The following is a 25,152-nucleotide window of genomic DNA, read 5'->3' on the forward strand; positions in this document are numbered from 1 at the left end:
GATGAGTGTTTGCCCCAGGACGCCGGAGCGCCGCCGAAACGGTGCGACCGGTTGTTCAAAGCAGATGCATCATATATCATGCAACCATGCCGGGCCGCCGCAGCCCATGTGCGTAACGCGGCCGCGCCCCGTTCACTCGACTAGAAACAGACTCAGGAGACATCTTTGACGTACGACTACATCGTGATCGGAGGCGGTTCGGCGGGGAGCGCCGCGACCGGGAGGCTGATCGAAGCCGGTGCGAAGGTTCTGTTGCTGGAGGCGGGCCCGCGTGACAGGAATCCGCTCGTGCATATCCCCGCCGGTTTCACGAGGCTGCTCTCGACGGATCTTCTGTACCACTACGAAACCGAACCGCAAACCGGTCTCGACGCCAGGCCGCGCATCGTGCCGCAAGGGCGGGTGCTCGGCGGAGGCAGTTCCGTGAATGCGCTCATCTATATCCGCGGCCAACGCGAGGACTACGATGAATGGGGCCGCCTCGGCAATTCCGGATGGTCTTACGAGGAGGTGTTGCCGTATTTCAAGCGTGCGGAGGACAACGAGCGCCTGGACGATCACTATCACGGCGTGGGCGGACCGCTCGGCGTGTCGGACCTCACGCAGCGCTGCGAACTGTCCACGGCGTTCGTGCGCGCAGGCCAGCAGGCGGGCATTCCGTTCACGCACGACTTCAACGGCGTGCGCCAGAACGGCGTGGGCTTCAACCAGATCACGACGCGCAACAGCAAGCGTTGCAGCGCGGCGGTCGCGTATCTGCGCAATGCCGAGGCGAGCGGCCGCCTGACCATCCGCACGGGCGTGCGCGTGGACCGGATTCTGATCGAGCAGGGCCGGGCGGTGGGCGTGGAATACACGAGCAACGGCCAGGTCGTGCGCGAGAAAGGGTGCAAGGAAGTGATTCTTTCGGGTGGGGCCGTGCAGTCGCCGCGCCTGCTGATGCTCTCCGGCATTGGCGACGCCGCGGAACTCGCGCGCCATGGCATCCAGACGGTGCAAGACCTGCCGGGTGTCGGCGCGAATTTGCAGGACCATATCGAGTTTCCCGCGGTTTCCTACTGCACGGGCAACTACGGCTATTACGGCCAGGACAGCATCGTCAACACGCTGAAGAACGGCATGCAGTATCTGCTCTTCAAGAGCGGCCCCGTCACTTCGAACGTGACCGAAGCGTGCGCGTTCGTCAACGTCGACGACCCGCAGGAGCGCCCCAACATCCAGATGCATTTCGTTCCGATCGTGTTCCTCGACCTCGACCAGGACAGCGTGAAGTCCGCGGGTGCGACGATCAATCCATGCGTGCTGCGCCCGCAAAGCCGCGGCGAAATTCGCCTGCGGGGCGCGGACCCGGCCGCGGCGCTGCGCATCGACCCGAAGTATTTCCAGCACGCCGAAGACCGGCGCGTGGCCGTCGAGGGCCTGAAAAAAGCGCGCGAGATTCTCGCGCAACCCGCGCTGCGTGCCTATACGGGCGAAGAGGCGTTGCCGGGGGCATCGATTGCGACCGACGCCGCGCTCATGGACTACATTCGCAAGCGCGCGAAAACCGTTTATCACCCAGTTGGCACCTGCAAGATGGGCATCGACGCACAGGCGGTGGTGGACCCGGAACTGCGCGTGCGCGGCGTGAAAGGGCTGCGCGTGATCGATGCATCCGTGATGCCGAATCTCATTTCGGGCAATACGAACGCCGCGTCGATCATGATCGGCGAGAAGGGCGCCGACTACGTGCTCGGCAAGACAGCCCTGAGTCGAGCCGTGCTCGAAGCGGTGGTATAGCGATGTCTGAAGATAGCGTGACCATGAACACGATCGATACAACGGACTCGACCGGCACGATGGACGCCTGGACCTGGCAGACCGCCGGTGCGCCGCAAACGCTCGCCTGGCGGCAAGCGGCGAAGCCCGCGCCGGGACCCGGCGAGGTGCTCGTGCGCAACCGCGCAGTGGGTTTGAATCCCGTTGACTGGAAGTTCGTCGAGTGGGGCTCGCCGGCGTGGCGGCCGGGGCATGTGCCGGGCGTCGACGGCGCGGGGGAGGTGGTTGCGGTGGGGCCCGGCGTGCAGCGCGAATGGCTCGGCGTGCGCGTGGCCTACCATCAATCGCTCACGCGTGACGGCAGTTTCGCGCAATACACGACCGTGCCGGTGCGCGCGCTGATGCGCTTGCCGCCCGGCCTGAATTTCGCCGAGGCCGCGGCGCTGCCGTGCCCCATGCTGACGGCCTGGCAGGCCATGCAGAAAGTGCCGCATCAACCCGGCCTGGAAGTGCTCATCACGGGCGCGGGAGGGGCGCTCGGCACGCTGCTGGTCCAGTTGGCCGTGCGCTCGCGCTGGCGCGTGGCCGCCATGTGCAACGGGCGGCATTTCGAGCGCATGGCGCGCCTCGGGGCATCGACCTGTCTCGTGCCGGACAGCGAAGGCAGCACCTTGTCGTCGCGCCGGCCCTTCGACGTCGTATTCGATACGGTGAGCGGCCAGCATGCCGCGCAGCTCGCACGCTTCGTGGCCGCGAACGGTCATCTGGTGTGCATCCAGGACCGCATGGAGACGCCTCCGGTCGCGCCCTTCACGACGGCCATCTCGCTGCATGAAGTGGCGCTCAATGCGCTGCACGCGCATGGCTCGGCGGCGCATTGGCGCGCGCTGGTCGAGGCGGGGGAGCGGTTGCTCACCGACGTGCTGCATCACGCCCTCGCGCCGCTGCCCGTCGAACCGATGCCATTCGCGCGGCTGCCGCAAGCGCTGGAGTCGTTGAAAGCCCATACCACGCCGGGCCGGCCGGTTGCCGTCGTGGACTGATTGGCGAGTCTGCGCCGATCCGCCGCGCACGGCCGGCGCCGCCTGTTGCGGCGGCCGGGCGTGATGTATGATGCATGCAAACTGTTTTCGTCCAAATTGCCAGAATGAAGCCACTCGCCCGTGTCGAAAAGAGCAATCTCTCGTCACGTATTTACGAAGAGATTCGTTCCCGATTGATGAACGGTCAATATGCGCCCGGTGACCGGCTGCGCATCAACGACCTTGCCGAAAAGCTGGGCACGAGCATCACGCCGGTGCGCGAGGCGATTTTCCGTCTGGTCAGCGAACAGGCGCTGGAAATGACGGCGGCCACCTCGATCGTGGTGCCGGTGCTCGACCCCGACACCGTCGCGGAGATCCAGCTCATGCGCCGCCTTCTGGAAGGCGCCGCCGCCGAGCAGGCCGCGCAGCGCATTACGCAGAAGGAAATCCGCCATCTGAGCCTCACGCATGACGAGTTCATCGAGGCCGTTGCCGCGAGCCCTTCCGAGGCCGCGGAGCGCAACCGCGACTTCCACTTCGAACTGATGGCCGCGGCCCGGATGCCCACGCTCAGCGCGACCGTGGAAACCATGTGGGTGCGCATGGGGCCGTTGCTGCACACGTTCCATTCGCATCTGCCCCGGCGCGAGATCTCGAACCGATCGCATCCCCACTACCGCGTGCTGGCCGCGCTGCGCAAGGGCGACGCACTCGCGGCGTCGCAGGCCATCCAGGAAGATATCGAATGGGGCCAGCGCGTGTTGCTCGAATGGATGGCCGAGCGCGAGCGCGCGGAAGCCGACGCCACGTAAGCCGCAAGCCACGACCGTCACGCCTTTCCCGCGAGGGCGCACGCACGCGGCGGCGCAATGCCGCCGCGTTGCTTCACTGCCGCATCACGCGATGCTGAATCCGCCGTCGATGGGCAGCACGATGCCGGTGATGTAATCCGCATCTTTCGAGCAGAGGAACTTCACGCCCCTGGCGACGTCCGCAGGCTGGCCCCAGCGGCCAAGCGGCAGGCGCGCGCGGATGGACGCGCTGCGCTCGGGATTGTGCAGCGCGCCGGCCGACAGGCGCGTTTCGATCCAGCCCGGCGCCACCGCATTGACGCGCACGCCGCGTTCGGCGAAGGCGGCCGCATGGGCACGCGTCAGACCGACGACACCGGCCTTGCTGGCCGTGTAGGCGGGATTGCGCGCCGAGCCGAAAAAGCTCCACATCGAAGCGATATTGACGACGCAGCCGCGAGCGGCGGCCAGTTTGTCCAGTGCGACTTCGGTTGTGAGCTGGCACGCGTTCAGATTGACGTCGACCACTTTGCGAAAGCCCGCCGAGCCGAATTCCGCGCCCTCGTGCAGGATGATGCCCGCGCCGTTGACGAGCACGCCAATCTCGGCGAGGTCGCCGAAAGCGTCGCGAACCTCGGCCGCCGACGTCACGTCCACCTTGCGGAATTCGATGGCGGGATCGAGATCGTCGTCGGCGTCCTTTCCCATGCAGACCGGGCGCAAGCCCGCCTGCAAAAGCTCCTCGGCAATCGCGCGGCCGATGCCGGTGCCGCCACCCGTTACTACAGCAACCCTGGTCATGAGTTCTCCTCCTGTGAGTCAAATCGATGAAAATATATGATGCATCATATTCCTGGATGCAGGAACGCACAAGCATGCGAGTGAATCGGGACGTTGAGGGAAATCCCGGGCACGTCTATGGTGATGCATCATATATCATGGTGACGACGCCGGGAATGGGTCGTCCCTTCTTAATTCAATAGCTGGAGAGTCGAATGACCAATGCGAAGCGGTTCTACATTGCGGGCAAATGGCAAACACCTGAGTCGAATGCGCAGATCGAGGTGGCAAATCCGGCGGACGAGTCGGTCCTCGCGACTATCGCCGCTGCGTCCGCGCAAGACGTCGATCGCGCCGTGGCCGCTGCGAAGGCCGCTTTCGGCGTGTATTCGCGCACGACGTTCGAACAGCGCGAGCGCTGGCTCGTGAAGCTGCTGGAAATCTACAACCGGCGCTACGACGAGATGGCGCGCGCCATTTCGCAGGAGATGGGTGCACCGATCGATTTCGCCGTGGCGGCCCAGGCGCGCACCGGGCAAGGACACATCGAAGCGGGCATCAAGGCATTGCGCGAGTTTCGCTTCCAGCACGACGTATCCGGCGGTACGGTGGTGCGCGAGCCGATCGGCGTGTGCGCCTTGATCACGCCGTGGAACTGGCCCGTCAACCAGATCGCGTGCAAGGTGGTGCCTGCGCTCGCCACGGGATGCACCATGGTGCTCAAGCCGAGCGAAGTCACGCCGTTGAGCGCGCTGTTGTGGGCCGAGATGATCGACGAGCTCGACTTGCCGCCGGGCGTGTTCAACATGATCAACGGCGACGGCGCGACCGCCGGCGCGGCGCTCGTGGCGCATCCCGACGTGGACATGATTTCGTTTACGGGTTCGACGCGCGCGGGCAGCGCGATTGGCGCGGTGGGCGCGCAAATGGTCAAGCGCGTGACCCAGGAGCTGGGCGGCAAGTCGCCGAACATCATTCTCGAAGGGGCCGACCTGCGCCGCGCCGTGGAACGCGGCGTGCGCCACTGCATGGCGAACAGCGGACAGTCGTGCAACGCGCCGACGCGCATGCTCGTGCCCGAGCGCGATTACGCTCAGGCCGTCGAGATTGCGCGTGAGGTGGCGCAGAGCATTCGCGTGGAGGGTCCCGAGCAGCAAGGCAACCATATCGGCCCGGTCTCGTCGCGCGTGCAGTTCGAGAAGGTCCGCGCGCTCATTCAGGTTGGCATCGACGAAGGCGCCACGCTCGTCGCAGGCGGTCTCGATGCGCCGGCCGGTCTCGAACGCGGCTACTACGTGAAGCCGACGGTGTTCGCCAATGTGCATAACGGCATGCGTATCGCGCGCGAGGAAATCTTCGGGCCCGTGCTCTCGATGATTCCGTACCGGAACCTCGACGAAGCGGTCGCGATTGCCAACGACACGCCGTACGGGCTCGCGGCCTACGTGCAGGGCGATGGCGAACTCGCGCGAGCCGTGGCGCGCGACCTGCGTGCGGGCATGGTGAGTCTGAACGGCGCCGACCAGTCATTCGATGCGCCGTTCGGCGGCTACAAGCAGTCGGGCAACGGGCGCGAGTGGGGCGCGTTTGGCTTCGAGGATTACCTGGAAACGAAGGTCATTAACGCGGGTTGATGCGTCGGGGTGATGGAAGGCGGGGCGGGGTGGCTATCGCGTTGCGTGATGCCACGCGCCTCGTACCTATGCCATATCGATATCTGAATGCGTTGGTTTGACCGCCCGATTCGCCGGGATAAGATGCGGATCGCGCCGTTTTACGCTGGCCGTCGAAGGGAATTGACGGCTGTAGCGGGACATTCGAACCAATCTGGCGCTTCGGGAGGCGGACAGAAAGAGGGCGCGAGCAGCGAGCCACTCAGGTCCCGCCGGGAGGCGGGGTGATATGAGGGATAGGTCTTTGGTCGTGCATTCACCGGCGGATCTGCGCCAGCAAGAGGCGCCCGCCGCGGCAGACGCTTCTCGTGCGGCGTGGCTCGCCGACGAGTTTCGCGCGAGCTACGCGTGGCTGAAGTCGAAGCTGCAACGGCGCGTAGGCTCGCAGGCGGACGCGGAGGATCTCGCTTCGTCCTCGTTCGTCGAACTGGCGGGCGTGAGCGATCCGCCCGGCGTTCGCGATCCGCGCGCATGGCTGAGCGTCATTGCGCAGCGGCTCACCTTTGAAATGTGGCGGCGTCGCGATCTGGAGCGCGCCTATCTGGCGTCGCTCGCTTCGGGCGAGGAACCGCTAGCGGCCTCGGCCGAAGCCGTTGCCGAGATCGCACAGACCCTGCTGCTGGTGGATCAGGCGCTCAACGGGCTTTCGCCGAATGCGAAGCGCGCGTTTATCTACAGCCAGGTCGACGGCCTCACTTATGCCGAAATCGCCGGAAAACTTGGCGTGTCGCCGAGCATGGTGCGCAAGTATATTGCTCAGGCCCTGAGCCGGTGTTATTCGCTCGGTTGATGGCTTACATCTCGGTGCTCACCTGCCAGTGCGCGAAATTTTGATTCGTATGCCAAACTAAAATCGCAGGCCTGCTCACAACAGCCACAGTTGCTGCACATTCCCGATCACCCGGCGCAATTTTGGCGTGGCATGCTATTCTCCTGCTGCAAGTCGCCTGCAAAGAAGCGGGCTCGCAACGAGCCGTATTGTCGCAGGCGCAAGCCTGTTCGCCTTCAATCGATTGACCCCTATGGACGGCATTTCCGCACTCGATCCCGCCGCGCAAGAAGCGATTGACTGGGAAGTGAGGCTGCGCTCGGGCGAGGTTTCGCAGGAGGAGCGCGACGCCTTCACGGCCTGGCGACACGCCGATCCGGCGCACGAAGAAGCCTGGACGCGGCTGCAACAGCGTCTTGGCAGGCTGAGTGCGTTGCAGGGCACGTCGGGCGCGGCGGTGCGCAAGGCGCTCGATGAACCGTCGCGCAACCGCAGGCGTCTGGTGAAAGCCGGTGCGGGCGTGGCGGCCGCCGTGCTCGCCGGGGTAGGCACGCGCCAACTGGTTTCGGCCTGGGCGCTCGACGCGGACTATCACAACGGCCACGCGGCCCCGCAAAGAATCGCGCTCGACGGCGACATTCCGGTGACCGCCGGCGCGGCGGCGCGCGTGTACGCGGGCGAGCGCGCGCAAGGCGACATTTATCTGGCGGCGGGCCAGATCGCGACCGACGCGGGCCGCCGGGGCTATCAACCGCTCGTCGTGACGACGCGCGACGGCATGGTCCGCGCGGAGCGCGCACGCGTGAGCGTGGACGTCTTGCGCCTGCATACCGTCGTGGCCGTGCAAGGCGGCGACGCGGTTCTGACCGTCCATCAGGGGCGCCGCCTGCGCGTGCCCGATGGCTCGGCGTGGTCGCTCTCGGCCGGGCAGATCGCGCGCATGCCCGAAACGTCGGCCGACATTTTCTCGTGGACGCGCGGCACGCTCGTCGTGCTCGACCGCGCCGTGCCGGATGTGGTGGAAACGCTGGGCCGTTACTTCGGCGGCTATATCCGCTTTCCCCAGGCCGCGCTGTCGCGCCGCGTAAGCGGCGTTTTCCCGCTCAACGACGTGGAAGGCGCGCTCCAGCAACTGGCCGAGAGCCTCGGGTTTTCCCTGAAACTCTACGGCAACGTGCTCGCCGTCGCCACGCAAGCCTGAAACGGCGGGGGCGGCGCGCCTCGCTGTGCGCGTGTCCCGCCCCAAAAATTTTTCGTTTTTCGGTGTCACTTTTCGCCGCTCGTTGCACAAGGTAATCAAGAGCGCACCAAAACGCTCGACATTAACCGTGCACCCGAGCGGAGGAACTGTGCTCGACACTATCGACAAGGCCATTCTGTCCGTGCTCCAGCAGGACAGCACGCTCTCGGTGTCCGAGGTGGCCGACCGCGTGAATCTTTCGACCACGCCGTGCTGGAGACGCATCCAGAAACTCGAGCAGGACGGCGTGATTGCGCGCCGCGTGGTGCTCCTGGATGCGAAGAAGCTCAACGTGGGCGTGACCGTTCTCGTCGAGATCAAGACCGCGCAGCATACCGCCGCGTGGCTGCGGCGCTTTTGCGAAGTGGTCGCGACGATACCCGAAGTGGTGGAGGTCTACCGCATGAGCGGGCACATCGACTACATGCTCAAAGTGGTCGTGCCGCATATCGAAGCCTACGACGGCGTATACAAGCGGCTGATCAGCGAGGTCGATATCTTCGACGTCAGCTCCAGTTTTTCCATGGAGACCATCAAGCATACGACCATGCTGCCGCTCGATTACGTGTTGTGAGCGCGCGAGGAACGGGATTTCCAACGGCGGGCTCGAATCGCGGAATGAAATTCCAGGCCAGGCGGCGCAAGCGAATTGTTTCAAAAAAACATTCCGCGCCCGGACGATAGACTTGTTTCATCGATGACGCGTTTGCAGAAGGGCCGGCGGCAAGGTTCACACGAAGTATGAAGACGCTTTGCGACAGGATGATTACCGGCACTCAGGCAGATAGCACAACTAATTGAAACAACGAAGAACCACAATACATTCGACAAGGGAAAGATTCTAACGTGAAGCTCAAGATCAAAACACGCCGGGGCATTGTCAGCAAGGTATCAGGGGTTGCTATCGCCGTTGCCGTCTCGCAGGTTTTCGTGGCCGCTTCGGCCCTCGCGCAACAGGCTGCGCAACAAACGTGGCATCTCGCAAGCGGTCCGCTGGACCGCACGCTGGTCGAAATCGCGCAGGCTACCAACGTGAGGTTGAGCTACGACGCGGGTCTTGTGCAATCGTTGAAATCGGCGCCCGTTGAGGGCAGCTACTCCGCCGAAGGCGCGATCCGGCAGGCGCTCAAGGGAACCGGCCTCGATCTCGTCGCCACCTCGAGCGGCGGCCTGACCATCCAGAAAGTGGCAGCGAAGTCCGCCGCGCCCGCTGCGGCCGCGCCGGTTGCGGCGTCCGCTGCCGCCGCATCTACCGCCCCCGTCGATACCACGCTGCCGCTCATCAGCGTGGCCGCGACGCGCGACTCCGGCGGCACCGGCTTCGTGGCGGAAACGTCGAGCACGCTCACGCGTTCGGACGTGCCCCTCGCGGACACGCCGAAGTCCGTTTCGGTGGTCAACGCCGCTGTGATCCAGAGCCAGAATGCGCAGGACCTGAGCGACATTCTGCGCAACGTCTCGGGCGTGGTCATGCAGCAGGGCCCGTTCGGCACACCGACGTACTCCGTGCGGGGCTTCACCGGGGCTGGCTTTGGCAGCACCGGCATCACGACCGACGGGGCGCCTGCGCAGGCATCGTTCGCGAGCCTCACGCCCACCATCGCGCTGGCAAGCGTGGAAGTGCTCAAAGGGCCCTCCGCCATCGTCAACGGCAACAGCCCTCCGGGCGGTGTCATCAACCTGGTGAAGAAAACGCCGCAAGCCGAGCCGTTTCATGAAGTCCAGGTGGGTTACGGCTCGTATGGCGACATGCAGTTGGCCTTCGACTCCACTGGCGCGATCACGAGCGACGAGAGGTTGCGCTATCGCTTCATCGTTTCCGGCGATCGCTCCGGCGAAAGCTCGATGGGCTACGACGGCAAGCGCAACCTCTACATCGCGCCAACCGTCCAATGGAAAGACCGCAGCACCGATATCACCGTGGGCTACGAGCGCACGGACGCACGCCAGCCGTTTCCGCAATTCACGATGGGCTATGAGGGTGGGGATATCTACCGCCAGTATTTCACTCATCCGCTGGGCAATCCCGGTGACCATTTCGGGGTGCAGTCGGACAACGTCTTTCTCAACCTCGAACAGAAACTCGGCGATTACGTCACGTTCGTGAGCAAGGAGTCGTACAACAAGTCGCGCCAGGTGCTGCAAGGCTGGGCGCCGGTGACCCCCATCGGGGCGGACGGCACGTCGCTCTTCATGGCCAGCAATTCCTTGCAGTACTACTACTCGTGGAGTCTCTCGAACTATCTGCGCGCCAAAGTCAATTTTGGCAAGATGCGCAATACGATCATTGTGGGCTGGGACTATTCGTCCACGCATTACAACCAGGCTGACTCGAGCAGCGGCGGCCAGATGCTTCAGGTCAACGTGTTCAATCCCGCCACGCCGTTTCCCGATCTGAGCAACGGCACGTATATTCCCTCATACGGGCTGGGCTACAAGCAGAACTCGTACTACGTGCAGGAGCAGATGGCGTACGAGAACCTGAATCTGCTTGCCTCGGTGCGGCGCGATACGTTCATCGAAACGGGCAATCCCGGAACCACGCAATCGGCCTATAGCCCGAGCTTAGGCATTCTCTACCGCTTGACCTCGGATATTGCGGCCTACGCAAACTATAACCGGGCCTATCAGCCTGGAACCTCGCCGCAATACGGCGGCGGCCTGTTGCCGCCGCAGATCAGCGAGCAGGTCGAAGTGGGCACGAAATTCAATTTCCTTGACGACAAGCTCTCGATCACGACGGCGGCCTATCGCATCTCGTACAGCAACTACAACATCTCCGATCCGGTTCATCAGGGCTATTTTTTATCGGCAGGCGGCGCGGTGAGCCGCGGCTTCGAGGTTGAAATGCAGGGCCAGGTGTATCCCGGAGTCAACCTGATGGCGACCTATACCTACAACAATTTCCATCAGCCTTCGGCGGTGACCACCGTCGTCAATCTGCCGAAGAACACCGCGAGCCTGTGGGCCACCTATAACTTCCAGACGCCCGCGCTTCAGGGGTTGGGGGTGGGCCTCGGACTCTTCTTTAGCGGCGACCAGTACGTCGGCACCGACAACAGTTACCGGCTGCCGAGCCAGTTGCAAACCGATATCGGCGTGTTCTACCAGAAGAAGGGCTACGGGTTGAATCTCTCGGTGAAGAATATCTTCAACCGCAAGCTCTACGACAGTAGCACGACACCCTCTTTCATCCCGATGGGACCGAAGAGAACCATCCTGCTGACCGGAACCTATGACTTCTGATTCCTTGCCCGCGCGGCCGTGGGACGGTCTCGCCGTGCGTGAGAACGTGCACCAGGCGCCCTACGCGCGCACACGCCGGGTGGCGTGTGCCGCAGGCGTGCTGCTCGCGCACGCGCTGGGCCTGTATGTGGCGGTTCATCAGAGCGCGGTAACGCTCAAGCTCGAGGCGGGCCGCCCGGCGGGCGGCTCGGTGCAGGTGCAACTGGTAGCCGCACCGACACCACAGCCCGCTCGACCAACACCGACGCCGCCGGAACCGCCCAAACCGCAGGCCGAGCCGCCCAAGCCGGTAGCCAGGCCGAAGATCGAAAAGACACACGTGCTGGCGTCCCGCGCGCCGAGCCCGCGCACAGTGGAAGCGGCGCCCGCCGAGACCCCGAAAGCCGCCGAGGCCAAACCCGCGGCACCGCCGCCCGCGCCCGTCGCGAATGCGGCGCCGGCACAGCCCGCCGCGCCCGCGCAAGCGGCGCCCGGGCCGAACCTGCTCGACGCCCCCAGGCAAATCAGCGCGGGTGAGTTGAAGCAGCTGGGATGCCAGATGCCGCGCCCCGACTATCCCGCGAAAGCGCGGCGGCTGGAACAGGAGGGCACGGTGCTCGTGCACCTGAGCATCGGCGCCGATGGCGCGGTGACGTCTGCACGCGTGGCGCAGAGCAGCGGTTCGCCGCTGCTCGACGCGGCCGCCGTCGCGGCGATTCGGGCCGGACGCTGTCACCCGTACGAGACCGCGGGCATCGCTCGGTCGGTCGAAGCCACGCAACCTGTCGCATTCAACCTGAACGACTGAACTCGCACCAACCGGAGCAACACATGGAACAGTATGGCATCGCCAACGTCTGGCAACAGGGTGACTTCGTTACCCGCTTCATCTTCGTCTTTTTGCTCGGTATGTCGGTCGCCTCATGGTTCGTCATCCTGACTAAAGGATTCGCCAATCGACGCCTCGAATCGTTGGGCAAGCGCGCGCAAACGCGCTTCTGGTCCACCTCGTCGATCAACGAGGGCGTCGCGGCGCTCGGCGAGGGCGGCGACAATCCCTATCGCACGCTGGTGCTCGCGGGGCGCGAAGCGAACGAGCAGCATGCGGGCAACGAGCCCTCCATGCAGGGTAGCCTGAGCGCGAGCGACTGGGTGGCGCGCGGATTGCGCAATGCATTCGACGACGAAGTCGCGCGCTTGCAGAACGGTCTCGCCGTGCTCGGCTCGATCGGCAGCACCGCGCCGTTCGTGGGTTTGTTCGGCACGGTCTGGGGCATTTATCACGCCCTCATGGCGATCGGCATTTCGGGCCAGGCGAGCCTGGATCACGTTGCCGGTCCGGTGGGCGAGTCGCTCATCATGACGGCCATCGGGCTGTTCGTGGCCATCCCGGCGGTGCTCGGCTTCAATTACGTGAATCGCGGCAACAAGCGCGTGAGCCATCGTCTGAACCGCTTTGCGCACGAACTGCACGTGTATTTCGTCACGGGCGCGAAGGCCCGCGCCGACGCGCGCCGATCCACCGATGCGCCCGTTGCGAATAAACGCGCCAGCGCGAACCTGGCTGCCTGAGGGAGCGCATCATGTCAATGATTACGGATGGCGCGGGCGACGAAGGCGTCATGAACGACATCAACATGACGCCGCTCATCGACGTCATGCTGGTGCTGCTCATCATCTTCATCGTCACGCTGCCGGTCATCAACAAAGCGGTGAAAGTCGATCTTCCGCAGGCGGCGGCGCAACCGGCCGTGTCGAAAACGCAGGACATCGATTTGTCGATCATGGCCGATAAAACGGTGCTGTGGAACAAGGAGCCGGTCGACGAGGACGCGCTCAAGGCGCGCGTGGCCGCCGCAGCGGCCGTGGGCGAACCGCCTGCGGTGAACATCAACGCGGATCAGCACGTGGAATACGGCAAGGTCGCGACGATCCTCGCGGACCTCCAGGGCGGCGGCCTCAACAAGATCAACTTCGTGATGCAACCGCCCGAGGCGCGCCAATGACCGTGAATCGCGCATTTCCAGAAGACCGCGCGGAAGACGCGGAAGCAAGACGCCGCTTTCCTTCGGTATGGCGGCTCCTGCTGCCTTACTGGCGCACGCGCGAAGGCATGCTCTCGCTGCTGCTGTTGTGCATCGTGATCGGTTCGAGCTGGGCCGGCACCTATGTGATGCTGTGGAATAACAACTGGACCGGCACGTTTTACGACGCAATCGGCGCTTCGCATTTTCAGGTGCTGCCGGAACTGCTCGTGCGCTTTCTGCTGGTGGCGATGGCGGGTGCCGCCGTACAGATGACGGGCGTGGTGCTCCAGGAGATCGTGCAGATTCGCTGGCGCCGGTGGCTCACGACATGGCTCGCTGAAAAATGGCTCGCGCGCAACAACTACTACCGGATCGAGCGCGACCGCGCGCTGGAAAACGTCGACCAGCGTATTGCCGAGGACGTGAAGCTGTTCGTCAACGACACGCTGCTGCTCGGCCTGGGGTTTCTTTCGGTGCCGGTTAGCGTGGTGTCGTTCAGCATCGTGCTATGGCAACTTGGCGGGCCGTTGCAGGTGCATCTCGGCGGCTCGACTTATGCGTTGCACGGCTACCTGGTGCTTGCGGCATTCGCTTATACCGGCGGCATTTTCGCGGCGACACATTTTCTGGGCCGCAGGCTCATTACGCTGACGGCCAGGCAGCATCGCATGGAGGGCGATTTCCGTGTGCTGATGGTGCGCGTGCGTGAGTTCTCGGAGCAGATCGCATTCTTCCAGGGGCAGACAGCCGAGCACGGCCGCCTCACGGCGTCGTTTCGCTTCGTGGTGTCGAACCTCTACGCCACGCTTTGGGTGAATACGCGGCTTTCGCTGTTTACCAATGTCGTCGGCCAGGTCAGCTCCGTCATTCCCACTCTGCTGGTTCTGCCTCAGTTGATGTCGGGCAGTCTCACGCTGGGCGGCCTGATGAAATCGAACGGCGCCTTTCATGCCGTGACGGGCGCGCTGTCGTTCTTTCCACAAGCTTACCCGGGGTTCACGTCGTGGCGCGCGGAAGCGAACCGTTTGCGCGAATTCCTCTACGTGAGCGAGCGCGAACCGAAGCGCGAAATCGCGGTGGAGGAAAACCGCACCGGCCAGGTTGCCGCGAGCGGACTCGTGCTGCGCGACGCATCGGGCGACACGCTCTCGCGCGTGCCCGACTTCGTGCTCGAAGCCGGCCAGCGATGCATCGTTCGCGGCCGCTCGGGCTGCGGAAAAAGCACGCTGCTGCGCGCGCTCGCGGGCCTCTGGCCCTATGGCGAAGGCAGGATCGCGCGTCCCGCGGCGGGCACGTTTTTCTTGCCTCAGCGCAGCTATATGCCGCCAGGCTCGCTGAAGGCGGCGGTCACTTACCCGCGCGAAGCTTCGGCGTACGCGGATAACGAGTGCGAGGAACTGTTGCGCGCCTGCGGATTGGCCGCATACACGGGTTCGCTGCACGAAGAGGATCGCTGGAGCACGCGGCTTTCCGGCGGCGAACAACAGCGCGTGGCGTTTGCGCGGGTGCTGCTCGCCAAACCCTCCACGGTGTTTCTCGACGAATGCACGTCCGCGCTCGACAGCCAGAGCGAAAACGAGCTTTACCGCCTGCTGATCGAGCGCCTGCCTCATGCCACGATCATCAGCGTGGCGCATCGCAAGGAATTGCTGGCCTTCCACGACACGACGCTGGATTTCCTCGCACGCACGACGGAGGAGCCGCCGCAGCGCCCGCTTGACGAGACCGCTGGCCCGCTTGCCGGTAGCGGCGCATACGCAAGCACGCAGCCGGGCTGATCGCAGGAATCGCAAATAACGTTGCGTCTATATAACAAATAGCATGACTAATCATTAAAAATAAGGATATCCCATGAGCAATCTGAAAGCAGTGACGGTAGAGACATTCGATACCGACGTGACGAACAACCCGTTGCCCGTGCTGGTCGACTTCTGGGCGCAATGGTGCGGTCCGTGCAAGGCGCTCTCGCCCACGTTGTCCAGATTGAGCGAGCAGTTCCAGGGCAGCGTGGAATTCGTCAAGGTCGATGTGGATGAAAACGCCGCGGTGCGCGACCGATTCGGCGTACGAGGCATTCCCACGCTGATTCTCATGCAGGGCGGCAAGGAACTCGGTCGTGTGGTCGGCAATCGTTCCGCCACCCAACTGGCCGGTTTTATCGACAGCCATCTCGGCACCGCCACGCAGATGCCGGCGGCCGTCGCCATCGCGCTCAATGCATTTGGCGGCGACGCCCAGACGAAGGCGGAGCGCCTTGACGCATTACGCGCATGGCTGGATCGCAAGCGCGCCACGCCGTCGGAAGCGATGTGGGACGGCGAAATCGGCAGCGCCATTCAGTTCGTCGCCAACGCCACGGACGTGGACGATTGCGCAAGAGCGCTTGGCGTACCGGCAAACCTGATCGCCCTTGTCGAAGCGCTATCGAGCTATCGCAAGACGCATCTGAACAGCGCCGAATTTGTTGCGCAATGGCTGGACGCCGTTCCGGTTGGCGCGAATCTCGCGCACCTGCCGCCAATGCTGCTTGCCGATCTGTTGCGCAGCGAGCCGTTGACGGCGTTGATCAACGGCGATCCGGCGCTGCTTTCGATACGCGACCGGCTCGCCGCACAGCATGATGCCGCGCGAGGGGAAGGGCCGCTGGATTCGGAACTGGCGGCCATCAAGCAGGGGCTAAACCAGATCGATACCGCCGCGTTCGACGCAAAGCGCGCGCTTGCCGTGAGGCTCATGGAGTCGGTCAGCCAACCGCTTAACGACTCCGCCATCATCACCGACTTCGTGTTCGCGCTCGCGGGCGCGCAGTGGGAATTGCTGCGCCGCGCATGCAACTGGACGTCCGACGACGACCGGCGCATGTTGCAACTCGCCGAGGAAACGTCGAAACGCGCGGTGGAACGCGGCGAAGCGCCATCGCAAGGCGAAACGACACTGGAGCGCGTTGCCGAGGTCGATCCCGAACTCATCGGCCGCTTCCGGTCGCACTATGACGAAGGCACCGACTCGCTGGGCAAGATGGGGGCGAGCTTCGGCGATCGTTTGATTGAATTGACGAAGCCGCGCGCGTAATGCGGCGCCGGGAATCGCCTCAGCGGATTCGATTTCTACGTATTGGGGCGCCACTGAAAAGCGATTCCCGGAATAAGCGATAAAGCGAATTGTTTCGTAAAAACATTTCCAGAGCGATTGATAGACTGTTTTTGATGGGCTGCCGGGCAAAGCGAGTGGGAATTGCGGCAGCCCATTGAGCGACCCTCGGGTCGTATGGCAATTCAACATGCGGAGTGATGCTATGCAGGACGGCGGTACGCAGTGGCGCGAAGTGGGATCGGATCTGGAGGAGGCCGCCGATCGCGCGCTGGATCTTGCACGACGCGCGGGCGCTGACGGCGCGCGCGTGGAAGTGGGGCACGTCGAGTCGCGCACGACGACGGTGCGCAACCGCATGCCGACCGAACGGAGCCTTCAACTGGCTTCGGCTATCTCGCTCGTGGTCTATCGCAACGGCCGGCGTGGCGCGACGAATTCGTCCGATCTGTCCGCAGCGGGCCTCGCCGGGGCCGTGGCAGCCGCGATGGATATCGCGGCGGTCACCGAGGTCGATCCGGCCTCGGGTCTTGCGCCGAATGACCTGCTTGCCAAAGATTTCATCGATCTGGATTTGTATCACCCGCTCGATCTATCGCTCGATGCCATGCTCGACGACTCCCGCCGCGCGGAAGAGGCCGCCTTTGCCGCAAGCCCGGCCATCGTCACGTCTAACGGTGCGAGCGTCAATACGTCGGCCGGTATGTCGCTGCTCGCGACGAGCGGTGGCTTCTCGCACAGCGCACCCTGGTCGCTACATTCCATCTCCTGCACACCGGTTGCGGCCGGCGCGAACGAGAAGCAAATGGGCTTCTGGAGCGATGGCGCGCGGGCCTACGCCGATCTGGATTCCCCCATGGAGATCGGCGCGCAAGCCGCGAAGCGCGCACTCTCGCTGCTCGACGGCAAGCAGATCGCTACGCAAACCTGCCCTGTGTTGTTCGAGCCGACGGCGGCAATGTCGCTGCTCGCGGAATTCGTCAACGCGGCGTCGGGCGATGCGCTTTACCGCACCGGATCGTTTCTGACCGGCCGCCTCGACACCCTACTTTTTTCCGAACATATTCAGGTATCCGAAGATCCGTTCGTAATGCGAGGCATGGCCAGCCGCTGCTTCGACTCCGATGGCATTGCCGTGTCGCGCCGCCGGGTTGTCGAGGACGGTGTGTTGCGTGGCTATTTTCTGGGCCTCTATGCGGCGCGCCGCCTTTCGATGACGCCGACCGGAAACGGCTGGGGCCCGCACAACCTCGAAGTGCGCAGTGCGCAGACCGGCGGTGCGGACGGTATCGAAGCCATGCTGGCGAGGCTCGATCGCGGCTTGCTCGTCACGGAAATGGTGGGCGGCGGCGTGAACCGCTTGACGGGCGATTTTTCGCGAGCGGCACGGGGATTCTGGGTGGAGAACGGCCAGATCCGCTTTCCCGTAACCGGCATCACGCTGGCATCGAATCTGAACGCGATGTTCGCGGGCGTGCGCGCCGTGGGCGCGGACGCCCTGACGCGAGGGAGTTTCCGCACGGGTTCGTGGTTGATCGACGAAATGAGGATAGGCGGAAGCTGACACGCGCAGCGTGCCAAAAGTCTTCCCCGCAACATACCGGTACGACACTATGCATGACACTCTGAATGCCGCCGCGCGCCACGCCCCGCTTGATGAGGTGCGCCGCGCGGCGCACGCGGGGCTGCTCGAAAAACACGGCATCGACGAAACGCATCTGCTTGCCGCGCTGAGCAGCGCGCTCGGCCAATCGGGCGACTTTGCCGATATTTACCTCAAGGAGACGATTTCCGAATCGTGGTCGCTCGAAGGCGGCGCCGTGCGCGGCGGCTCCTGGCTATGCGATTCGGGCTTCGGCATTCGCGTGCTGAAGGGCGAGGAAGCGACGTTCGCAAGCTCGCAAAGAATCGGAGCGGACGCGTTGCGCGCTGTCGCGCGCCAGATTCGCTCGGGAGAGGAGGCGCTCACGCGAACCGCGCAAGACAGCGGCAACGTTCCCGCTTCGCAATCGGGACGCTCGCTGTATGCACCGCTCGCACCGCTTGGCTCGATCGACGCCGCGCAAAAACTCGCGCTGCTCAAGCGCGTGGACGAACTGGCTCGCTCGAAGGACCCGCGCGTGGTGGAGGTCAACGCCACGCTTGGCGCGTCATGGGAGACGGTGTGGGTCGCGCGTTGTGACGGACTCAGTCTTGGCGATGTGCGGCCCATGTTGAGGCTCTCGGTCAACGTCCGGGTCAAATCCGGCGCGCGCATGGAAAGCGCCAGCGGCGGCATCGGCGGGCGTTTCGGTGTGGCGTCGTGGTCGGACGAAGACCTTCGCGTGCTGGTGCACGGCCGCGTCGAAGCCGCGCTGACGAAACTTGACGCACGGGCCGCCCCTGCGGGGAAGATGACCGTCGTGGTCGGCCCGGGCTGGAACGGGGTGCTGCTGCACGAAGCCGTGGGCCACGGACTCGAAGCCGACGGCATCCGGCGCAAGACTTCGGTGTTCGCGGGCCGTATCGGCGAGCGCGTGGCGGCGCGTAACGTCACCATCGTCGACGACGGCACGCTCGAAGGCCGCCGCGGTTCGCTCAATTTCGATGACGAAGGCTGCGCGACGCAACGCACGGTGCTGATCGAAGACGGCGTGCTGCGCGGCTATATGCAGGACTCGCTCAACGCGCGTCTCATGAACATGAAGCCCACGGGCAATGGCCGCCGCGAGGATTATTCGGTGCTGCCCATGCCGCGCATGACCAACACGTTCATGCTCAACGGCGATCGCGAGCACGAGGAGATCATCGCCTCGGTGAAGAACGGCATTTACGTTGCGGGGCTGGAGGGCGGCCAGGTGGACATCACGAGCGGCCAGTTCGTGTTCGAGGCATCCGAAGCGTTCCTGATTGAAAACGGCAAGCTCACCGCGCCCGTGAAGGGCGCCACGATCACCGGCAACGGCCCCGAAACGATCCAGAAGATCAGCCTGGTCGGCAATAACCTCGAACTCGACACGGGACGCGCCGTGTGCGGCAAGGCAGGCCAGTCGGTTCCGGTCAGCGTGGGGCAGCCCACCGTGCGTGTGGACGACATGACGGTGGGCGGCACGGCGTGATGAACGCGTGCATACCGGCGGTGGCCAAATGATGAAAGGCTGGGCGCAACGTCTGGACCAGTCGAGAGCGCGATCGAGGGCAGGCAAAACGGAACTGCTGCCTTTGCCCAAGCCCATTCGCGATGCGCTCTCGCTGGAGTATCACCTTCAGCTCGAAGCGCTGCGCGTCGGGGCGGGCTCGTTGACGGCCCTGCGCATTCTGCTGCGCGTGGCGATGGCCGCCGCCATGCTGCGCGAGCGCGGCTACGGCAACGAGCACACGCAGGCGTTCGACGAATACGAGCGCATCGCGAGCGACGCCTATGCGTTGGGGCATGAAGGAAGCTACGTGTTCGACATGCCTGCGTTTCGCACCTTCGCGGCACTGGTGACGCATCACGACGCGCAGCTCGAAACCGCGCCCGTACGGGTGATCGACATGATCGCGCAACGGCTGGAGCGACAAGGCGCGGCGAGTTGACGAACGCATGCTTGTGCGAAACGCCGATGGCCACGCGCCCATTCCAAAACACGAGAAAACAACGATGAGCGAGAAGGGCAAACTGCACTACTTCGATTACGCGGCCACGACGCCGGCCGACCCGCGCGTGATGGCGGCGATGTACGAATGCCTCGGTGTGGACGGCGAATTCGGCAACCCGGCGTCGAGCTCGCACGCGGCAGGCATGCGCGCGAAAGCGCTTGTCGAAGCGGCGCGCAAGCAGGTCGCGGCGCTGATCGGCGCTCACGCCGAGGAGATCGTCTGGACCTCGGGCGCCACGGAGTCGAACAATCTGGCGCTCAAGGGTTACGCGGAGCGCGCCACGAATCGAACGCATCTCATCACGAGCCGGATCGAGCACAAGGCCATTCTGGACACGATGGCGAGCCTCGAAAAGCGCGGCATGACGCTCACGTATCTTGCCCCTGCTGCACAAGGCGAAATTACCGTCGATGCGGTCGCGGCAGCCATGACGCCGGAAACGGGTCTCGTCTCGCTCATGCTCGTGAACAACGAACTGGGCACGCTCACGGACATCGCCGCGATTTCACGCGTCGTGCACGCGGCCGGCGCGTTGCTGCACGTCGATGCCGCGCAGGCGCTCGGCAAGACGCCTGTGGACGTTCGGGCGCTCGGCATCGACCTGCTGTCGATGTCCGCACACAAGGTGTACGGGCCGAAGGGGATGGGCGCGCTCTACGTGAGCCGCGAAGCGTTCGAGCGCATTGCGCCGCAAATGCATGGTGGCGGTCACGAGCGCGGTTTGCGCTCGGGCACGCTCGCCACGCATCAGATCGTGGGCATGGGCACGGCGTGCGAGCTTGCACGGCGGGAAATGGAACAGGAGCGCACGCGTATCGGTCAACTCGCCGGACAACTGCTCGACCGGGTGCTCGTGTTGGGCGGTGTGCGCCACAATGCGGCGCGCGCGCGGCGCATTCCTCACACGCTGAGCCTGACTTTCGATCTACCGGGATTCTTTCCGTTCCTGCTCACGGGCGATCTGGCGATTTCGTCGACTTCGGCCTGCAATTCGGCGGCGGGCACGCCTTCGCATGTGCTCACGGCCATCGGGCTCGACGAGGACGCGGCCAGCCGTACGGTGCGCCTGAGCCTCGGGCGATTCACGACAGAAGACGATATTGCTTTCGCGGCAAACTGCATTCGCGATGTCGTGAATCGATGCCGTAGCACGATGGCCGCACTCTGACTCACCACGCTTCGCGCAATGATTGGTGTTTCACAGGAAGGCGCAGCCCATGCTGCGCCTTTGCACGCTTTCGCTTCACACGGCCAAATAGCATTGCGTCAAAGCTTGCGCAATATATTTGCGCACCATACTCACCGACACGTTGAGCCGTTCGGCAATTTCAGCGTGCGTGAGGCCGTCGATCTGGCTCATGACGAAAGCGCTTTTCGCTTTCGGCGAAAGGCCGTTCAAAGCCTGGTCCACCAGCAATAACGCCTGCGCCACTTCGGCCATGCTTTCCGCCGAAGGCGTGACGGCTTCTTCCTGATACGCGAGCGTTTCGAGGTAGGCGCGTTCGAGGTCGCGTCGGCGCCACATTTCGAACGTGAGACGCTGCGCGATGACCGTGAGAAACGCTCGCGAATCGCGAACGGTGGCCGGGTCCTGCACATCTGCAAGTTCGGCGAACGACGACGACGCGAGATCTTCCGCATCGGCTGGCGAGCCCACGCGCCGTTGCAGTTTCGACTTCAGCCATGCATAGCTCGCGCGAAACTCGCTGGCTAACCAGGCCGCGCGCGAGCGGGCGCGTTCGTCGTCCGCGCTATATCTCGTCGAAGCCCGGCTGACCGGAGAGCTGTAATTCATGTGACACTAATTCCTGGACGAGTGGCGTGAGGGCACGAAAAGCGTGCACGAAAAACAGCACATGAAGAAGCGCACAAAATTCGCGCCGCTGTCCCATTGGACGTGACAACACATCTGCACAGCGCCCAGGCTTGAGTATGCCATTACAAAAACCGCCAAACTCAAAGTGGTTTGAATCCAACGCGAATTGCGTCACCGTAGTTTCCCCACTGGCCACTCAGCGTGTGCCGCTACGTCGCTCACCGCGAGCAACGGCTTGGCGGCAGTTTCGCCGCGTCGGGATACTGAGCGCAAATGCATTCCGGCAAGTGCGTGTGCCACGCAAAACCATGCTTCATCAGGGCTGTACGGCGATTTATTTTGCAAAAGTCGTTTGCATCACCGCGCGTACGATTGCGGATTGCTCGCAGCGCAGGCCGCGGAATCGAGCGCCGCGGTATTTTTATTCACTTCCGAATACGCACAGCCCATGAATTTTTTGCTTTGCACGCCTTCCGGCGGCTATCCCTCCGATGCCGATTGCCTCGTGATCGGCCTGTTCGACAATCAGAAACCGTCCACCGCGTTGGCGGATATCGACAGCGCGATCGCGGCGCGCCTCGATCGTTTGTGGAAGGCCGGCGATATCGACGGCAAGGTCGGCTCGACGCTCTGGCTGCACGAAGTGCAAGGCATGGGCGCGTCGCGTGTCCTCGTGGTCGGACTCGGCAAACCGGAGGCGCTCGATCAGCGGCGTTACAAGGAGGCGGTGCGCGCCGCGTGGCGCGCCATCCTCCCCACCAGGCTCGCGAAGGTGAGTATCGCGCTCACGCTCGCCCCCGTGACGGACCTCGATGGCGCAGCCCGCGTGCGTGCGGCGATTCTCGAACTGCGCGACGAGAGCTATCGCTTCGTCGAGATGAAAAGCGAGGAAAAGGGTGCACCGCGCGCGTTGAATACCGTGGTGTTCGCCGTCGAAGCCGACGCGTCGAAGGCCGCGAAACGCGCGATCCGGCGCGCCGTGGCGCTGGCGAACGGCATCGATCTTGCGCGCGATCTGGGCAACCTGCCCGGCAACGTGTGCACGCCCGCGTGGCTCGGCAATGCGGCAAAGAAGATCGCCCGCGACTGGGAGATGAAAGTGGAGGTGCTCGGCGCGCAACGCATCGAGGCCTTGAAAATGGGGGCATTCCTGAGCGTTGCGCGCGCTTCGGCGCAACCGGCGCAACTGATCGTTCTGGAGTATCGCGGCGGCGGCGCGCGTACCGCGCCGGTCGTGCTGGTGGGCAAGGGCATCACATTCGACTCCGGTGGCATCTCGCTCAAGCCTGGCGAAGCCATGGACGAGATGAAATACGACATGTGCGGCGCAGCCTCGGTGCTCGGCACGATGCGAGCCATTGCCGAGATGGGGCTGCGGCTGAACGTGGTCGCCATCGTACCGGCGTGCGAGAACATGCCGGGCGGCGATGCGAACAAGCCCGGCGATATCGTCACGAGCATGAACGGGCTCACGATCGAGGTGCTCAACACCGACGCTGAAGGGCGGCTCATCCTGTGCGACGCGCTCACCTACGCGGAGCGCTTCAAGCCCGCCGCGGTGATCGACGTGGCCACGCTCACGGGCGCGTGCGTGATCGCGCTCGGTCATCACCGCAGTGGCCTGTTCGCCAATGACGATGCGCTCGCCGACGCGTTGCTCCGCGCATCGGAAACCGCCTCCGACGCCGTATGGCGTCTGCCGGTGGACGACGCCTATGGCGAGCAGTTGAAATCGAATTTCGCCGATCTCGCGAACATTGGCGGCCGGGCGGCCGGCAGCATCACGGCGGCCTGCTTTCTCTCGCGTTTCGCGCACGCCTATCCGTGGGCGCATCTCGACATCGCGGGCACGGCCTGGCGCGGCGGCGCGAACAAAGGTGCGACCGGGCGGCCCGTGGCGTTGCTCACGCAGTTCCTGATCGATCGCGTGGACGAGTGAGCGCGAAAGCGAATAGCGCATATCGACCCGCAACGGCTTGCTCAATAACGCCCACGCGCGGCAGACATCTTCGCAAGGATTCGCTTCTGATAAGCTGGGCGTGATTCGCCTGGGCGGGGGTGGCGTGCGAACCCTGTTCGCACGGCGCGAGGCCAAGGCCAAGGCCGTTTGCGCCGTCAATGTGAGTTGGAACATGATCCTGTCTTGCCGACTTCGGTGGTACGCCCTTGCGACGTCTCGCATGCTGCGCAGGCATTGGCAGGCACTGTTGCTGTCGATCTCGCTGTTGTTGCCTGCCATGCCGGTGCTCGCGCAGACGCAGATTCTGGGCGCCCCGGTGCTCGAAGCGCTGGCCCCCTCGCACGGTGTCGAATGGCGCTATGCGTGGGTGCACATGCTCGAAGCCGTCGCTGTCCTGTGGGTGTTCGCGCAGCGTACCGCCATCGCCGGGGGGCCGTTCGCCGCCTTCCTCAAGTCGTTGCCTGCCTCCGCGAGCCGCCGCCGCGTGGTCGACGTCGTCGTCGTGCTCATTGCGAGCACGCCGTTGCTGCTGCCCGTGGTTGCCGCCGCCGTCGCGCTGGCCTTTCTGCCGCAGAAGCTGCCCAACTATCTATTCGTAGCCGGTCTGCTGCTGATTACGCTGGGCTGGCAATTGACGGTGCTCTCCCGCAATTTGCGTAGCGCGATATCGCTGATCGTTGCCAATGTCCTTCTCGTCGGCAGCATGGAGTTCGAGGACACGATACGACCTGTGTTGCTGGCGATGCCATTGTTGCTCGCCGCGTTCGCGATTGCGTATGCGCCGCCTCGCACGACTTCGCGCTCCGCCAACCGCGGCGCGCGCTCACATCGCGTCACGGGTTTCGTACGCGCCAACGTGCTGCCTCGACTGCCGCCCGTGGTCAGGCTGCAAGTCGGCATCGTGTGGGATCGCGCCGCAAGCGCTCTCGGACGCTACCTGATAATGGGCTCGGTCACGGGCTCCACCGGCTTCCTGCTGGGAATATGGGGCTTCGACACGCGCGCCGTGCCGCTCACGCTGATTTCGCAGGCCGCCATCGCACTGATCGCAGCGAGCACCTTTCGCGATTTGCGCGCGGCGCATCTGCGTGCTTCCCACTTCATGCAATCGCTGCCGCTCACGACCGCCGCCAGGGTTCGCGCCGACATGCTGACCGTGGCCGCGCTGGCGCTGCCGTTCGCAGCCGCCACGCCGCTGCGGCTCGTGGCACACGGCGTGCTGTCGTTGTGGTCGGCGGCCGCGCTCGTGGGCCTGGGTGCGCCGCTGCTGGCATTGCTCTCGTTGTCGCAGCGTTACGCGACCCGGCAATCCATGTTGCTCGGCGTCCTGCTGGCCGCGACCTGGGTTGTTGTCGTCTGGAACATTTTTGTTTGATT

20 protein-coding genes and 1 pseudogene are annotated in these 25,152 nt (G+C 64.2%); 19 read left to right on the forward strand and 2 right to left on the reverse strand.

The features are described from left to right. The first annotated feature begins 165 nt into the window (after positions 1-165). From C7402_RS23600 to C7402_RS23610, 3 genes are all read left to right on the forward strand, one after another. Positions 166-1,779 carry a GMC family oxidoreductase gene (locus C7402_RS23600; protein ID WP_112174132.1) on the forward strand — a complete coding sequence of 538 codons (1,614 nt, stop codon included), beginning with the start codon at positions 166-168 and terminating at the stop codon, positions 1,777-1,779. A 23-nt stretch (positions 1,780-1,802) separates the two neighbouring features. Further along, positions 1,803-2,801: a zinc-binding dehydrogenase gene (locus tag C7402_RS23605; protein ID WP_165841969.1), complete on the forward strand. Its 999-nt coding sequence runs from the start codon at positions 1,803-1,805 to the stop codon at positions 2,799-2,801. Positions 2,802-2,905: 104 nt separating this feature from the next. After that, positions 2,906-3,595 (forward strand): GntR family transcriptional regulator, encoded by a 690-nt coding sequence (locus C7402_RS23610; protein WP_112174130.1) that lies wholly within the window; start codon positions 2,906-2,908, stop codon positions 3,593-3,595. Positions 3,596-3,679: 84 nt separating this feature from the next. Here C7402_RS23610 and C7402_RS23615 read toward each other — a convergent pair whose 3' ends face one another. Then, positions 3,680-4,375, reverse strand: coding sequence for an SDR family NAD(P)-dependent oxidoreductase (locus tag C7402_RS23615; RefSeq protein WP_112174129.1), 696 nt, complete (start codon positions 4,373-4,375; stop codon positions 3,680-3,682). A gap of 194 nt (positions 4,376-4,569) precedes the next feature. Here C7402_RS23615 and C7402_RS23620 point away from each other — a divergent pair, with 194 nt between their 5' ends. The 14 genes and pseudogenes from C7402_RS23620 to C7402_RS23685 all read left to right on the forward strand — a co-directional run. After that, positions 4,570-5,988 carry an aldehyde dehydrogenase family protein gene (locus C7402_RS23620; RefSeq protein WP_116612346.1) on the forward strand — a complete coding sequence of 473 codons (1,419 nt, stop codon included), beginning with the start codon at positions 4,570-4,572 and terminating at the stop codon, positions 5,986-5,988. 289 nt (positions 5,989-6,277) lie between these two features. Then, entirely contained in the window at positions 6,278-6,817 is a 540-nt protein-coding gene (locus C7402_RS23625) for a sigma-70 family RNA polymerase sigma factor (protein ID WP_244314913.1), read from the forward strand. 232 nt (positions 6,818-7,049) lie between these two features. After that, on the forward strand, positions 7,050-7,997 hold the full coding sequence (locus C7402_RS23630; RefSeq protein WP_116612348.1) for a DUF4880 domain-containing protein: 948 nt from the start codon (positions 7,050-7,052) through the stop codon (positions 7,995-7,997). 148 nt (positions 7,998-8,145) lie between these two features. Continuing rightward, a complete protein-coding gene (locus C7402_RS23635) occupies positions 8,146-8,610 on the forward strand; it encodes an Lrp/AsnC family transcriptional regulator (protein ID WP_116612349.1) in 465 nt (154 codons plus the stop codon). A gap of 272 nt (positions 8,611-8,882) precedes the next feature. Further along, the gene (locus C7402_RS23640; protein WP_116612350.1) at positions 8,883-11,282 is read left to right on the forward strand and encodes a TonB-dependent siderophore receptor; all 2,400 of its coding nucleotides are present in this window, start codon (positions 8,883-8,885) and stop codon (positions 11,280-11,282) included. Then, on the forward strand, positions 11,272-12,069 hold the full coding sequence (locus tag C7402_RS23645; protein ID WP_116612351.1) for an energy transducer TonB: 798 nt from the start codon (positions 11,272-11,274) through the stop codon (positions 12,067-12,069). Before C7402_RS23640 ends, C7402_RS23645 begins: the two co-directional genes overlap by 11 nt. Positions 12,070-12,092: 23 nt before the next feature. After that, on the forward strand, positions 12,093-12,833 hold the full coding sequence (locus C7402_RS23650) for a MotA/TolQ/ExbB proton channel family protein (protein WP_116612352.1): 741 nt from the start codon (positions 12,093-12,095) through the stop codon (positions 12,831-12,833). Between the two features lie 11 nt (positions 12,834-12,844). Beyond that, positions 12,845-13,267, forward strand: coding sequence for an ExbD/TolR family protein (locus C7402_RS23655; protein WP_116612353.1), 423 nt, complete (start codon positions 12,845-12,847; stop codon positions 13,265-13,267). Beyond that, positions 13,264-15,066: an ABC transporter ATP-binding protein/permease gene (locus C7402_RS23660; RefSeq protein WP_116612354.1), complete on the forward strand. Its 1,803-nt coding sequence runs from the start codon at positions 13,264-13,266 to the stop codon at positions 15,064-15,066. Before C7402_RS23655 ends, C7402_RS23660 begins: the two co-directional genes overlap by 4 nt. A 73-nt stretch (positions 15,067-15,139) precedes the next feature. Further along, on the forward strand, positions 15,140-16,360 hold the full coding sequence (gene trxA / locus C7402_RS23665; protein ID WP_116612355.1) for a thioredoxin: 1,221 nt from the start codon (positions 15,140-15,142) through the stop codon (positions 16,358-16,360). Between the two features lie 208 nt (positions 16,361-16,568). Next, the gene (locus C7402_RS23670; RefSeq protein WP_244314914.1) at positions 16,569-17,942 is read left to right on the forward strand and encodes a TldD/PmbA family protein; all 1,374 of its coding nucleotides are present in this window, start codon (positions 16,569-16,571) and stop codon (positions 17,940-17,942) included. A gap of 49 nt (positions 17,943-17,991) precedes the next feature. Further along, entirely contained in the window at positions 17,992-19,476 is a 1,485-nt protein-coding gene (tldD, locus tag C7402_RS23675) for a metalloprotease TldD (RefSeq protein WP_116612357.1), read from the forward strand. Positions 19,477-19,579: 103 nt separating this feature from the next. Beyond that, the gene (locus tag C7402_RS23680; protein ID WP_244314915.1) at positions 19,580-19,936 is read left to right on the forward strand and encodes a Fis family transcriptional regulator; all 357 of its coding nucleotides are present in this window, start codon (positions 19,580-19,582) and stop codon (positions 19,934-19,936) included. A gap of 64 nt (positions 19,937-20,000) precedes the next feature. Beyond that, a pseudogene (locus C7402_RS23685) lies at positions 20,001-21,158 on the forward strand (cysteine desulfurase family protein); the annotation flags it as partial. 84 nt (positions 21,159-21,242) lie between these two features. Here the strand turns inward: C7402_RS23685 and C7402_RS23690 are convergent. Continuing rightward, positions 21,243-21,794: a sigma-70 family RNA polymerase sigma factor gene (locus C7402_RS23690; RefSeq protein WP_116612359.1), complete on the reverse strand. Its 552-nt coding sequence runs from the start codon at positions 21,792-21,794 to the stop codon at positions 21,243-21,245. Positions 21,795-22,263: 469 nt separating this feature from the next. On the opposite strand from C7402_RS23690, the gene C7402_RS23695 reads away from it, so the two are divergent. Together C7402_RS23695 and C7402_RS23700 are read left to right on the forward strand one after the other, a co-directional pair. Continuing rightward, a complete protein-coding gene (locus C7402_RS23695) occupies positions 22,264-23,754 on the forward strand; it encodes a leucyl aminopeptidase (protein WP_116612404.1) in 1,491 nt (496 codons plus the stop codon). 241 nt (positions 23,755-23,995) lie between these two features. Continuing rightward, the gene (locus C7402_RS23700; RefSeq protein WP_116612360.1) at positions 23,996-25,150 is read left to right on the forward strand and encodes a DUF6136 family protein; all 1,155 of its coding nucleotides are present in this window, start codon (positions 23,996-23,998) and stop codon (positions 25,148-25,150) included. Positions 25,151-25,152 lie beyond the last annotated feature (2 nt).

Source organism: Paraburkholderia unamae (assembly GCF_003096875.1).
Taxonomy (GTDB): Bacteria; Pseudomonadota; Gammaproteobacteria; order Burkholderiales; family Burkholderiaceae; genus Paraburkholderia; species Paraburkholderia unamae.

Coding starts and splice junctions, on each gene's coding strand:
- C7402_RS23605 (WP_165841969.1), top strand. CDS start 1,803: ATGAACACGATCGATACAACGGACTCGACCGGCACGATGGACGCCTGG.
- C7402_RS23610 (WP_112174130.1), top strand. CDS start 2,906: ATGAAGCCACTCGCCCGTGTCGAAAAGAGCAATCTCTCGTCACGTATT.
- C7402_RS23615 (WP_112174129.1), bottom strand. CDS start 4,375: ATGACCAGGGTTGCTGTAGTAACGGGTGGCGGCACCGGCATCGGCCGC.
- C7402_RS23620 (WP_116612346.1), top strand. CDS start 4,570: ATGACCAATGCGAAGCGGTTCTACATTGCGGGCAAATGGCAAACACCT.
- C7402_RS23630 (WP_116612348.1), top strand. CDS start 7,050: ATGGACGGCATTTCCGCACTCGATCCCGCCGCGCAAGAAGCGATTGAC.
- C7402_RS23645 (WP_116612351.1), top strand. CDS start 11,272: ATGACTTCTGATTCCTTGCCCGCGCGGCCGTGGGACGGTCTCGCCGTG.
- C7402_RS23650 (WP_116612352.1), top strand. CDS start 12,093: ATGGAACAGTATGGCATCGCCAACGTCTGGCAACAGGGTGACTTCGTT.
- C7402_RS23655 (WP_116612353.1), top strand. CDS start 12,845: ATGTCAATGATTACGGATGGCGCGGGCGACGAAGGCGTCATGAACGAC.
- C7402_RS23660 (WP_116612354.1), top strand. CDS start 13,264: ATGACCGTGAATCGCGCATTTCCAGAAGACCGCGCGGAAGACGCGGAA.
- trxA (WP_116612355.1), top strand. CDS start 15,140: ATGAGCAATCTGAAAGCAGTGACGGTAGAGACATTCGATACCGACGTG.
- C7402_RS23670 (WP_244314914.1), top strand. CDS start 16,569: ATGCGGAGTGATGCTATGCAGGACGGCGGTACGCAGTGGCGCGAAGTG.
- tldD (WP_116612357.1), top strand. CDS start 17,992: ATGCATGACACTCTGAATGCCGCCGCGCGCCACGCCCCGCTTGATGAG.
- C7402_RS23690 (WP_116612359.1), bottom strand. CDS start 21,794: ATGAATTACAGCTCTCCGGTCAGCCGGGCTTCGACGAGATATAGCGCG.
- C7402_RS23695 (WP_116612404.1), top strand. CDS start 22,264: ATGAATTTTTTGCTTTGCACGCCTTCCGGCGGCTATCCCTCCGATGCC.
- C7402_RS23700 (WP_116612360.1), top strand. CDS start 23,996: ATGCTGCGCAGGCATTGGCAGGCACTGTTGCTGTCGATCTCGCTGTTG.